This is a genomic window from Streptomyces sp. NPDC107528, from assembly GCF_055639295.1.
In genome coordinates this window covers 215,503-225,941 of record NZ_JBVKAV010000001.1, presented here as the reverse complement: position 1 = coordinate 225,941, position 10,439 = coordinate 215,503, and the positions used below count along the sequence as shown (strand labels likewise).

The 10,439-nt window shown below is 66.4% G+C and carries 17 protein-coding genes; all 17 read right to left on the bottom strand.

Going from position 1 to position 10,439, the window contains the following annotated elements; genetic code table 11:
• Positions 1-3: 3 nt before the first annotated feature.
• Positions 4-1,923 (bottom strand): DNA polymerase, encoded by a 1,920-nt coding sequence (locus tag ACZ7L5_RS01090; RefSeq protein ID WP_471513314.1) that lies wholly within the window; start codon positions 1,921-1,923, stop codon positions 4-6.
• The gene (locus tag ACZ7L5_RS01085) at positions 1,920-4,568 is read right to left on the bottom strand and encodes a phage/plasmid primase, P4 family (RefSeq protein ID WP_471513312.1); all 2,649 of its coding nucleotides are present in this window, start codon (positions 4,566-4,568) and stop codon (positions 1,920-1,922) included. The genes ACZ7L5_RS01090 and ACZ7L5_RS01085 overlap by 4 nt, the downstream gene beginning before the upstream one ends.
• Complete coding sequence (locus tag ACZ7L5_RS01080) at positions 4,507-4,725, bottom strand: hypothetical protein (protein ID WP_471513310.1); 219 nt, start codon at positions 4,723-4,725, stop codon at positions 4,507-4,509. Before ACZ7L5_RS01080 ends, ACZ7L5_RS01085 begins: the two co-directional genes overlap by 62 nt.
• Positions 4,722-5,138, bottom strand: a complete 417-nt coding sequence (locus ACZ7L5_RS01075) for a hypothetical protein (protein ID WP_471513308.1) — start codon at positions 5,136-5,138, stop codon at positions 4,722-4,724. Before ACZ7L5_RS01075 ends, ACZ7L5_RS01080 begins: the two co-directional genes overlap by 4 nt.
• Positions 5,122-5,298 carry a hypothetical protein gene (locus tag ACZ7L5_RS01070; RefSeq protein ID WP_471513306.1) on the bottom strand — a complete coding sequence of 59 codons (177 nt, stop codon included), beginning with the start codon at positions 5,296-5,298 and terminating at the stop codon, positions 5,122-5,124. The genes ACZ7L5_RS01075 and ACZ7L5_RS01070 overlap by 17 nt, the downstream gene beginning before the upstream one ends.
• A gap of 235 nt (positions 5,299-5,533) precedes the next feature.
• Positions 5,534-5,728, bottom strand: coding sequence for a hypothetical protein (locus ACZ7L5_RS01065; RefSeq protein ID WP_471513304.1), 195 nt, complete (start codon positions 5,726-5,728; stop codon positions 5,534-5,536).
• Positions 5,725-5,988 (bottom strand): hypothetical protein, encoded by a 264-nt coding sequence (locus ACZ7L5_RS01060; RefSeq protein WP_471513302.1) that lies wholly within the window; start codon positions 5,986-5,988, stop codon positions 5,725-5,727. The genes ACZ7L5_RS01065 and ACZ7L5_RS01060 overlap by 4 nt, the downstream gene beginning before the upstream one ends.
• A complete protein-coding gene (locus ACZ7L5_RS01055; RefSeq protein ID WP_471513300.1) occupies positions 5,985-6,122 on the bottom strand; it encodes a hypothetical protein in 138 nt (45 codons plus the stop codon). Before ACZ7L5_RS01055 ends, ACZ7L5_RS01060 begins: the two co-directional genes overlap by 4 nt.
• The gene (locus ACZ7L5_RS01050; RefSeq protein ID WP_471513299.1) at positions 6,119-6,382 is read right to left on the bottom strand and encodes a hypothetical protein; all 264 of its coding nucleotides are present in this window, start codon (positions 6,380-6,382) and stop codon (positions 6,119-6,121) included. The genes ACZ7L5_RS01055 and ACZ7L5_RS01050 overlap by 4 nt, the downstream gene beginning before the upstream one ends.
• On the bottom strand, positions 6,382-6,738 hold the full coding sequence (locus ACZ7L5_RS01045; RefSeq protein WP_471513297.1) for a hypothetical protein: 357 nt from the start codon (positions 6,736-6,738) through the stop codon (positions 6,382-6,384). Before ACZ7L5_RS01045 ends, ACZ7L5_RS01050 begins: the two co-directional genes overlap by 1 nt.
• Entirely contained in the window at positions 6,738-6,986 is a 249-nt protein-coding gene (locus tag ACZ7L5_RS01040; RefSeq protein ID WP_471513295.1) for a hypothetical protein, read from the bottom strand. The genes ACZ7L5_RS01045 and ACZ7L5_RS01040 overlap by 1 nt, the downstream gene beginning before the upstream one ends.
• Positions 6,986-7,180 (bottom strand): hypothetical protein, encoded by a 195-nt coding sequence (locus ACZ7L5_RS01035; protein WP_471513293.1) that lies wholly within the window; start codon positions 7,178-7,180, stop codon positions 6,986-6,988. The genes ACZ7L5_RS01040 and ACZ7L5_RS01035 overlap by 1 nt, the downstream gene beginning before the upstream one ends.
• On the bottom strand, positions 7,177-7,347 hold the full coding sequence (locus tag ACZ7L5_RS01030) for a hypothetical protein (protein ID WP_471513291.1): 171 nt from the start codon (positions 7,345-7,347) through the stop codon (positions 7,177-7,179). Before ACZ7L5_RS01030 ends, ACZ7L5_RS01035 begins: the two co-directional genes overlap by 4 nt.
• Positions 7,348-7,422: 75 nt before the next feature.
• Positions 7,423-8,169, bottom strand: a complete 747-nt coding sequence (locus tag ACZ7L5_RS01025; protein WP_471513289.1) for a phiSA1p31-related protein — start codon at positions 8,167-8,169, stop codon at positions 7,423-7,425.
• Positions 8,166-8,444 (bottom strand): hypothetical protein, encoded by a 279-nt coding sequence (locus ACZ7L5_RS01020; RefSeq protein WP_471513287.1) that lies wholly within the window; start codon positions 8,442-8,444, stop codon positions 8,166-8,168. The genes ACZ7L5_RS01025 and ACZ7L5_RS01020 overlap by 4 nt, the downstream gene beginning before the upstream one ends.
• 551 nt (positions 8,445-8,995) lie before the next feature.
• Positions 8,996-9,499 (bottom strand): DNA cytosine methyltransferase, encoded by a 504-nt coding sequence (locus tag ACZ7L5_RS01015; RefSeq protein ID WP_471513285.1) that lies wholly within the window; start codon positions 9,497-9,499, stop codon positions 8,996-8,998.
• A gap of 101 nt (positions 9,500-9,600) precedes the next feature.
• Positions 9,601-10,347 (bottom strand): recombination directionality factor, encoded by a 747-nt coding sequence (locus ACZ7L5_RS01010; protein ID WP_471513283.1) that lies wholly within the window; start codon positions 10,345-10,347, stop codon positions 9,601-9,603.
• Between the last annotated feature and the right edge of the window lie 92 nt (positions 10,348-10,439).

Here is a 10,439-nt window from a genome sequence, read left to right as displayed (position 1 = left end):
GCGTCATGCGGCAAGCGCCACTCGTGCGTACCACTCGTCTTCGCGCTGACGGAGCTCCTCGTCGTACTTCCCGCTCGAATCCTTCATGTAAAGCGACCCCCAAGAACGACCCCCGACTTCGGGGTCTGTGTCGAGCGGGACTCCGAAGAAGTCCATCGCCATTGCCTGACCGACCTGACGCGCCACGTCCTCCACGACATCGACCGGAGCCGACCCGAGGCACTCGTCGTGGATCGGGAGGAGCAGGTACTCCGTCAGCCCCTGGTCATGCATCGTCAGGAGCGCCTGACCGAGCACGTCACGGGCAGTCGACTGAACTGCGTAGTTCGTCGCCGCGTAGACCCGGTCACGGTCCAGCGGGACGCGACGCCCCGTCGGTGTGATGACGACGAACCCGTTCGCACGGGCCTCACGCTGGACACGGTTCGCGAACCGCCGGATCCCTGGGTAGACCCGGTCATACGCAGCGATGGCCGTCTTCACTTCGGCGATGGGCGCGCCAGTCTGGCGGGACAGGGTCGTCGCTCCGCCTCCGTAGACCTTGCCGAAGCCGACGCCCTTGCCCATCTTGCGGTGCGCCTTCGTGAAGTTCGGACCCCAGATGAGTTCCGCGGTGAAGTCGTGGAGGTCGCGCCCCTCCGCAATGGCCCGCTTCATCGTCTTCTCGTCGGCCAGGGCCGCAAGGACGCGCATCTCGACGGCGGAGTAGTCGACGGAAAAGATCCGGTGCCCCTCGTCCGCAAGCAGCGCGCGCCGGATGATCCAGTCCGCCGACGGGAGTTGCTGGAGCGGCGGCTTCGAGATGGACATACGGGCCGTGCGTGCCGCGAGCGAGCTGATGTTGGGGTGGATCCGTCCGTAGGCGTCGAGGTTGTCGCGCATGGCGACGCCGTACGACTTCGCCCACTTCCCCGCCCGCTTGCTGCGAAGGACCGCGTCCGCCAGGGGGTTCGGCTTCCGGGCGCCGATCCGCTGCCAGTCACGGTCAACGTCAGCGAGAACCTGGAGGATCTCCTTATCGACCTTCAGGTTCCCAGAGGCGGTCTTCTCCGTCAGGGTCTCGCCCATACCGAGCAGCGCCGTCGACACCTGCTTCGGAGCGTTGACTGACGTCACGCCGTACTGGCGCGCCTTGCCCGCGTGGAGCGCCGCCTCCTCCTCCAGGCGCTCGACGAGCGGACCCACGTACTCCCGGTCGACGAGCATCCCGCGACGCTCCATGAGCGCACAGACGTACATCACGCGGTGTTCGAACTCCACGAGTGCCTGGCGGACTCCGACTTTGCGGAGCCGCTCCTCACCGATCGGCAGCCACCGGGAGACGAGGATTGCGTCCAGGCCTGCGTACAGCAGGTAGGTCGGGTGATGGATGCTGATCTTCCGCCACCCGGTGTGCTTCGTCTCGCCTATGGAGTGGAACACAGCCGTCAAGTCTTCCTGCGTGTCCGGCGCAGCAGGGTCGACGTCCCGCGCGCACAGCTCCTTCAGCTTCAGTCCGTATCCGCCCTCGTGTCGGGGTCGCGAATCGAACAGGTGCGCGATAGTCTTCGAGTCCGTCACCTTGGGCGCCAGCGTCGCCAGCGGTACCCCGAGGTGGCGGTCCAGGACGAGCATGTCGAAGGTGGCGTTGTGGAAGACGAGTCGAGGCAGCGTGAGCAAGGCCCACCGTGCGGCCTCCGCAAAGACCGGACCCAGCTCGACGCAGATCACCCACGCTTCGCGGGCGTCGCCGAACTGGACGGTCCGGAGACGGTACGTCGGGGAGAAGATGTCGAGGCCGGTCGTCTCCGTGTCCGCGCCGACCATCTCGCCAGCCATGGCCTTGCGTTCGATCCACCGACGGAACTCGTCGAGGTCCGCGGCAGTCTCCGGTACGCGGGTCATCGTCTCTTCGCCCGCGATGGTGTACGGGAAGTACTTCACGCTGCCTCCTCTCGCTTCTGGCCGAAGATGTCTCGGGACGTGGCGTCGTCCGCCTCGTCGGTGGGTGTGCTCTCTGCCTCCGCTCGCGCGGTCTGCTGCTCCTCGTCGGTCATGAGCCGGAGCCCGTTGAAGCCCCAGCGCCCACCGCGCTTGTCCTTCGGGAAGTTGCGCGACTCCAGCTCGACGCCGAGCGCCCACCCGGAGAGGACTTCCTTCCGGCTCAGGCCGGCGTCCTCCGCCCACTCCGCGTATGCACGCCGGACAGCCATGGGGGCGGTGCGGGCGCCCGCTTCCTGGACGCAACGGGCCGTGAGGAACTCTTGAAGACGGTCCTCCGACTCCCGGTAGTCCTGCGTCGCGGCCTGGACGGAGGCGGGCTCCTGAAGGCCGTGCTCGTACCACTCCTGCGCGCCCTGAACAGCCCACGCAAGGATGCCCTCCGCCTCGTCCCGCAGCTTCGCGGGGAGGGTCTTATCCGCCTTCACGCCGCGGAACGTCGCCTCGAACGGGACGAGCTTGACCCGTCGCCAGACCCCGAGATCCTGCGACAGGATCGCGGGCTTGTAATTGCCAGCGACCATGAGCAGGAACGACGGGATGTAGGTGAATGGGTTCTGATTCAGGAAGCGACACGTCACCGGGTCGCCGCCCGTCAACTGCTTGACGAGCGCCTCCGCGAGGCGGCTGTACTTCTCCGTCTCGCTCGCCGTCACGAGCCGCGCCCCGCGGAGGGAAGCGAGTTCGGGCGACGCCTGGCCGACGGCCGTGCGCTGCTCGAAGGTGGAGAACTCCGTCGACTTCGTGATCCCGCGCAGGACGTAGAGGAGGGCGTCGAGGAACACGCTCTTCCCGTTCGCCCCCTGGCCGTGCATGAACACGAAGCACTGTTCAGCCGTCGACCCTGTGATCCCGTAGCCGACGATGCGACGCATGAAGGCGGGGAGCTCCGGGTGGTTGGGGAAGATCTCCGTCAGGAATGCTTCCCACCTCGGCGCCTCCGCCTCCGGTCGGTACGCAACGTCGAGCCGCTTCGTGATCATGTCCGCCGGAGTGTGCGGGTGGATCTGCCCCGTGCGGAGGTTGACCGTTCCGTTCGCGACGCTCAGCAGCTCCGGGCGAGCGTCGAACTCGTCGGCCGACGCCGGAACTCCGGGGACGGAGGGGAGCTCCTTCAGGATGCCGTCGATGTGGCGGTTCGTGAGCGCCTTCAGAGCTAGCTTCCGCTCGAAGTCGCTCCCGTCCGCGATCATCTCCGCCCCCATGCGGTGGAGAGCTTCCCGGACCGTGTGGTCGCCCTTCGTCCATATCGTCCCGCTCCACACGAGGTAGCCGAGCCCCTGCGCGTAGCGCACTCCCCCGCCTGTGCGACGCATGTAGTCACGCAGACGGACGGCGAGCCCCACGTCAGTTGAGTCGAACATCTCGCGCGCGGAAGAGGACATCGACTGAAGAGCGGCGTCTGTGTCCGGGACGTCGACCTCCGTGGAGGGGGCGGGAGTCGCGGCAGGAGCGTCGAGCTCGACGACGGTCGCGATACGAACCCGTGCGTGGAGATCCTGCGGGAACCCCTCCGGGTCCCTGCCTCTCCAGTCGGTCAGGTCGTCCCCCTCGTCCGGAATCTCCAGGCGCCGCACCATGACTCCCGCGCGGACGAGGGCCACGGCCAGGGAGTCAGTGAACCCAGCGCCAGCCCTGTCACGGTCGCCAGCGATGACGACGTCCAAGTCCCGGAGTCCGTCGGCGAGCTCCTCGACGAGGGCGGCGTTACGCGCTAGCCCCGCGCCGCGGATTGCTATGGCGTCGTAGCCGGCACCCACGGCCGTCAGTGCGTCGCCCGGACCCTCACAAATGAGGATCGTGTCGAAGCCTGCGCCGGAACGCATGACGCCGTACTTCGCCCACGTCCTCCCCTCAACGTTGGTCAGGCCGACCCAACGAGCGGGGCACTTGCCGGAGAGGTCGCGACCCTGGAGGCCACGAGCCACGCCGTCGAAGCCGAGGAGCGGAACCGTCAGTCGCGGGTATCGGGTGAAGCTGCGGGAGAGCCATGGTCGCGACTGCTCAGCCTGCGTCGAGACGCCGACTCGGAGGTCTGCGCACTGCTCCGGCGTCAGGCCGAACCGGTCAGCCGCGTACTTCTGCGCCGTCGCCGCGAAGGGCTCCACGCCCTCGACGTCCTGGAGGTCGTCGGCCCACTGCTCGATGACCATACGGAGGCCCGCGATCTCCGCAACGCCCACGGACTCCGGTGCTTTCGCGCTGATCGTGCTCGCGCCCAAGTCGTTGACGACGTCGAAGAGGTCCGCCTCCCGGATCCGCATCTTGTCGAGGACGTCGCCCTTCGGGCATCCGGTGCGGCAGACGAGGAGGAGTTTGCCGTCGTCTTTGAGCGTGAGCTTCAGCGACGGGTGCCGCCGGTCGTTGTGCGCGGGGCAGAGCGCAAGGTGTCCGTCGTGGTCCTCCTCCACGCCGTCGAGCCGCCCCAAGATGTCCGACAGTCGCAAGGTCTCTCCCCTCTTCGTGCATGCGGAAGGGGCGCCCCGAAGGACGCCCCTTGTGTGGTCCGTGAGTCGACTTACGGAGCTACTCCTCCGGGTCGTACTCCTCTGGCGGGCAGTCCTCGTAAGTGACTGCCGTGACGCCACCGGACGTGAGGTAGTTGCCGGCATGCTTATCGCCGCGTGCCAGGGCGTGGCTGACCCACCCAGACGCGTCCCGGTCGGTCATCTCTCCGCCCTCGTACTCGTCGCCGTCGGGGTAGACGACGAGAGTCCCGGAGAAGTCAATGACTGCCTTCTTCACGCTGCCTCCCGGTGCTGCTTGTCGATAAGTGCGTAAGCGCCTGGCGCGGCTGCCTGGAGCGCTTCCTCCATGTCCCGGAGTCGGTTCAGGAGCCGCACGTCTGTCCGCACGTCGCGCACGACATAGCCGTCAGCCACGCCCTTCATGCGCCGCTTGACGACCGCGCACCCGAACGGCTGGCCGGCGTGCAGCGCCTCGCGGTTGGCCTGCGCAATGTAGTCGGCGAGCGTGATCGTCTTCTCGGCCTTCAGCTCCGCGGCGTGAAGGTAGTAACCGGACACGTCGCCGATGTCGAGGCGACCCATCTGAACGTTCCGATGGGCCGCCGGGTTGTGGTTCTCCTGTATGTAGCGGGTCCACGCGGTCTCCCACGCAGTCCCCTTCTGTTTCGATGGGTTAGCCGACTCCTCCACCCTCTTCCTTCACCCAGACTTCGACGAGGCGGTAGTCCTCGTCAGTCTCAACGACTTTCGGCTCTGACTCGACGCTCCAGGTACGGTCGTCGAACGTGAGGCGGCCTCTCGGACCCTCCTGCTCGTCGTTCTGGCGCTGCTCCTGGCTTCCGTTGCTCATCTCGCCGCCTCTCGCGCTGACCACATGGGGGTGGCAATCTCAAGACAACGAGCGAACAGGCTTTCGGTTACGGCTGATTACCAGACTTTCGCAGCGGGCTCAGGATGTTCACGAGTCTCACCGGGTGACGACGCCTGTTCGTCGTCCTTCGCCGTCAGGAACCACACGACGCCAAAGACGAGGGCGGCGAGTGCGACGAAGACGGGGATGAGGGTGACCCAGACGAGGGCGCCCATCAGAAGATGTCCACTGTGATGACGAGGGCTTCGCCGTTGTCGAGGTTGCGGACGAGGTCGATGATCGCCGATGCTGCCGCGAGCTCCTCGCCGTCGGTGAACGAGTGCTGCTCCTCGCCCCGCTGGAGGGCAGGGAGGTTGATCTCCAGTCTGCTGTCACCTGTCTCCGTCTCGAAGACGTTGATGTAGCTCACTTGCTCTCCTTCCAGGGGAGTTCGCTCGACGGCGTCCCCGCTTCGACTCGGTAGCGGAGCTCCCACCCGTCCGAGGTGAGCTCGTAGATCTCGCCTCCGCGAACGCCGGACCAACCGCCCTCCCATCCGACGGCGAGCTTCGCCAGGCCGATGTGGGCGTGACACTTCACTGGCGGCCGACGGTCCGGGATGATCGTCGCGAAGGGATCTGACCTGAGCTTGGAACGGTGCTCTGCGCACTGCGCCTCCATCGAGGTCACCCCTCCTCCACCTCCCTCATGAACTCCTCCGTCAGCCATGGCCACGAGGCATACACGCAGCGTGGCTTGTCGAACTCGACGGGGATCGAGTCGGGGACGGCGCGGACGATGACGGTGTCAGGTTCGCGGATCATCCGGTCGCCTCCCACTTCGGGTCGCAGCGCTCAATGGTCGACGACACGACGCCCCACAGACCGTCGTGCGTACCGGCCACCGTGACGGCGCCGTGGCGACGGATGTACGGGCCGTAGTACTCAATCGTCTCGCCGTCGACGAAGACGCGGGTCGGCTCACCGCATCCGTAGCCCGTGTATGCGGGGTTGGGCTCCGACTTCCGCCGGACGACCTTGACGCGCCAGAGGGTCTCCGGACCCTTCATCGTTCGGAGTGCCATCAGCCGCCCCACTTCTTCGTGTCAGGGTCGCGCTCGTCGCACGGCTCCCACGCCAGTGACGCGCGCTCGACGTAGACGCGAGTGACCCGGCTCGTCTGCTGCCGGGGAGTCGCACCCCAGCCGCCCACGGTTTCGCGGTTCCTCGACTGCGCGTCACGGCTCGCCTGGCGCCGTGCGTTCTCCGCCGACTGATACGGCCCGCGCACGTCGGTACGAACCTCGTCATGCCACTCGTCGAGGTACTGCGGAACGTCGCGGTTGTCCCGCCAGTGGTAGTCGGGATTCGGCTTCCGCGTTTGGTACTCCACGACGGAGCGCCATTGCTCCATGTCGTTCAGCGCCCCGTTCGTCGCCATCAGCCGGTCACCTCCCCCGCCACGTGCGGCGGCACGGTGCCGTCTGCCTTGCGGAGTACGAGCACCATGTAGCCCAACTCACTGCCCTTGTTGCGGAGCTCGTGGTTCGAGTGCTCCACGCGGATCATGGGTCGACCGGAGGCAGCGAAGTAGATCCGCCCCAGCTTCGCCACGCCACCACTCGTGGACGCAGACATGACGTAGTCGTCCTCCTCGACGGCCACGCCGAACGAGTCTCTCCAGGCCACTAGCTCTCCTCTCGGTTCATCACAACCACCTGTGCGCCTCGCGCGAGCGCTACGCCGGCCGCTTCCCAGTACTTCGGGAAGTCCTTCCGGCTCGTCGCCACGGGGCGGATGTAGATCAGGTCTCCGGAGCCGGCGTCCCGGACGTCGCCCAGTGCTGGGGCGGACGCGTCGTCGATGACGTGAAGTGCATTCACTCCGCGCCCCGGGCGAGCGTGCGCTCCAGCTCGTTCGCCTTCGAGTCGGCGTAACTGTCCCAGCCCCCGTAGTTGTCCACGGCGAACCGGAGTGCCTGGCGGATGAGCTCCACCTCCCGTGCGCTCAGCTCCACCGTCAGACCACTGCTCGCGACCACCTTCGCCATGTGCTCTCTCCTCTCGTCGGTCCTCCTACGCCGAAAGCCCCCGGGACCGAAGTCACCGGGGGCTATGGGTATTACTCAGACGCGGGTCAGGGGCGCCCACCTACTCACGACGTACTCCAGGCTGAAGCTCTCCGACGTCGGGGCCTCGTGGTCGTCGTCGATACGGGCACGGACGGTGTCGCCGATCCTCTTCAGGCGCCAGACGTCGCCCTCGTTGTCCTCGTACTTCGCGGTGAGGTCATAGGTCACGCCGTTGTGGACGTGGGTGGTCGCGTCCTCGACGCGCTCGACGGATTCGACCCACCAGAGGTCGCCGCCACCGAAGTTGAGGCGGTACTCCAGAGGCTTTCGCGAGCATCCGCCCACCTGCTCGACAACGCCGACCTTGCCGACGTACTGGCCCGTGCAAACGACGGGATCGTCCTTCACGACCCGCACCCGGTCGCCGACCTTGACGGGCTCCGGCTCGGAGGCCTTCATCATGACGTGCCCCATGGCCGTGAAGGTCCGTACGTCGTCCGCGTCCGACGGCTCGTCGATGAGCTTGACGACGTAGACGTCCCGGTCGTCGAGCGGGCCGTATTCGACGGTAGCCTTCGCGCCAGTGCGAGTGGCCAGGGTGACGACGTCGCCAACGGCGAACTTCGGAGTCTCGGGGATGGCGGACAGCCGGTTCGCGTTGACGAGCGTCTCCGACTCACCGTCCGTCTTCATCAGGTAGGCGCGGGCGATGAACCGACCGACGAAGGGACCGTAGGTGACGACACCTTCGCCGAAGGTGTCGTGGCGAACCTTGTCGCCGACCTCGAACGTCTCCGTCACTTGCTATCCCCCGGGTTCGTGTCCGCGATAACGACGGCGTGTTCAGCGCTGACGGTCTGAACAGCGAGTGTCTTGCGTGCGATGAACCCGGAGTCGCGCCCCGTCGGCTTCACCTTCAGCATCGGGACGACGCGCCCCGTGCTCTTATCACTCTTGGTCTCCAGGACGACAGCCTCCGAGTTGCGGACGACGTTGCCCTGACGGGTTGGGTACGCAATAACGACGCCGGGGCGGATCTCCGCACCCGTGAAGTCAGTCAGACGGGCCTTGCCCATTGCTCTCCTCCGTGAGTGCTCTGTGAAGTTGCTCCCGGAGAAACCCGAAAGCATGGTGTGCCTGCTGTGGGCAGACGCCGTTACCGATACGGCCGATCTGCTCTTCGCGTGTGAGGTCCGGGACGTCAGTGACCCACCCGTCGGGGAGGCCCATCATCCACTCAGCAAACTTCGGGGCGAGCTTCAAGCCGCCTCGGGGGCCGCGCATCAGAGGGACCGGAGCCTGACGCCCCATGAAGATCTCCCACCGGTACACGGCCGTGGCGAACTCTCCCCACCACTCAGCCGGCGAGTGCGGTCCATCGTCCGCCACAGTGTCCGGGTCGACGTTCAGGAGGAATACGACCTCGTCCTCCAGCGTCGGCCCGTGTCCACCCGCCTTGCGCTTGTCCGGGTGCTGAGCGGAGCCGTTCGACGCCAGGTTCGCCGTCGGCGTCTTGAACAGCTTCTCCGCCTTCTCCCGCGGGAAGAGGCGGGCGAGCGCCGTGACTAGATCGTCTCCGCCGGAGCCTTCTCGTGTCTTCTTCGCGAAGTCAGGGCCGCGCGTTGCGTCACTGACCGTCGGAGACGGAAGGAGTCGCGTAGCAGAACCACCGGTCGCGATGGTGCGGAGCCCCGATGTCGGAAGCTCGTAGAGAGAGCCACGAAGCGCTGTACCCGATCTCGTGAAGCGAACGGAGCACGTGGCCTTGTCCCCGATTTCGGAGTGCTCCCACGTTCTCCAGGAAGACGTGTCGCGGTCGAAGAACCCGTATCCCGTCGGCGATGTTGAACCAGATACCGGAGCGCTCACCCTTGATCCCCTCCCGCCTCCCGGCGTTGCTGATGTCCTGGCAGGGGAATCCCGCCGTGATGGTGTCGATCCCCTCGTCCAACAGCGCGCCCCAGTTCTGGAACCGGACATCGCCGATGTTGGGGGCGTCGGGGAAGCGGTGTGCCATGACTCGGCAGGCGGCTCCGTGGACTTCCGCGACGACGGTGACTTTGTCTCCCGTCAGGGCTTCAACCGCGATCCCAAGTCCGCCGTATCCGGCGCAGAGTTCCAGGATCGGCATGGGGCATCTGTCTCCTCAGTGTGCGTAGAATCGTGAAAAGCGCCCGCCCCTCCCGACCGCAATTCGGGAGGAGCGGGCGCAATTGCGTCGCTCAGATGGGGCTAGGCAGCCTTCGCCAGGTCGGCCGGCTCCGCGGCCTCGTAGGCACCGAGGATCTTGACGACCGGCTTGTTGTAGCTGACTTCCTGACCGGCGCGCGGACCCTTCTGCGGGGTGAAGGTGACGTTCTCGATCGTCAGCGTCGCCCGCACCGACTTGCCGGGGTACTTGTCCAGCTCCGCGAACAGCGGGCCGAGAACCTCGACGAGCTTCCAGGAGCCGGAGTTGAAGCGGAAGATGCCCGCGTCGTACTCGTCGGCCAGGCGGAACGTGATGTCGACGCTCGGCTTCGGGCCGCGCCCCTTCGTCGAGGCGAGCTTGCGCTCCGCGATCAGGGTCGGGCACTTGCAGGGCTCGCCCTTGTCCTCCTCCGGCGACAGGTACTCGAAGCCGTCGCAGTGGTGGACGAGGCCGCTACCCGGGATGAACTGCTTGAACGAGGCGTCGACGCCATTCGGCTCGATGACGATGGCGACCGTCTTTGCGTCGGTGAGGATCTGGAGGTTGTCCTCCTTGTCCGTCTCCCACGGCTCGACTTCGCCGCCCAGGAGCGACGCAAGGCGCTCCGCGACGACCGGGTCCCCGGTGGTGACGCGCCACTCGTTCAGGCTCTCCGGGACGTCCTTGCCGTCCATCTTGACCGTGCGGCCGGAGCGGAAGCGCCCGACGACGTCATCCGCGAAGGACTTGCGCTCCTTCGGAGCGGCGTCGGGGTCGGCGTCCCAGATCTTGCGGAGGTTGTTCGCCATATGTGAGTGCCTCTCGTAGATGACAGTGTGCGTTTGGTGTGCGGCCGTTCGGCCTTACACATGAGTTATGGGGGAACGGGGACGGGATGTGA

What these genes read in the sequence shown, in the direction of transcription:
- ACZ7L5_RS01050 (WP_471513299.1), bottom strand. Translation starts at nt 6,382, where the DNA reads ATGGCACTCCGAACGATGAAGGGTCCGGAGACCCTCTGGCGCGTCAAG.
- ACZ7L5_RS01055 (WP_471513300.1), bottom strand. Translation starts at nt 6,122, where the DNA reads ATGATCCGCGAACCTGACACCGTCATCGTCCGCGCCGTCCCCGACTCG.
- ACZ7L5_RS01010 (WP_471513283.1), bottom strand. Translation starts at nt 10,347, where the DNA reads ATGGCGAACAACCTCCGCAAGATCTGGGACGCCGACCCCGACGCCGCT.
- ACZ7L5_RS01070 (WP_471513306.1), bottom strand. Translation starts at nt 5,298, where the DNA reads ATGAGCAACGGAAGCCAGGAGCAGCGCCAGAACGACGAGCAGGAGGGT.
- ACZ7L5_RS01015 (WP_471513285.1), bottom strand. Translation starts at nt 9,499, where the DNA reads ATGCCGATCCTGGAACTCTGCGCCGGATACGGCGGACTTGGGATCGCG.
- ACZ7L5_RS01045 (WP_471513297.1), bottom strand. Translation starts at nt 6,738, where the DNA reads ATGGCGACGAACGGGGCGCTGAACGACATGGAGCAATGGCGCTCCGTC.
- ACZ7L5_RS01020 (WP_471513287.1), bottom strand. Translation starts at nt 8,444, where the DNA reads ATGGGCAAGGCCCGTCTGACTGACTTCACGGGTGCGGAGATCCGCCCC.
- ACZ7L5_RS01030 (WP_471513291.1), bottom strand. Translation starts at nt 7,347, where the DNA reads ATGGCGAAGGTGGTCGCGAGCAGTGGTCTGACGGTGGAGCTGAGCGCA.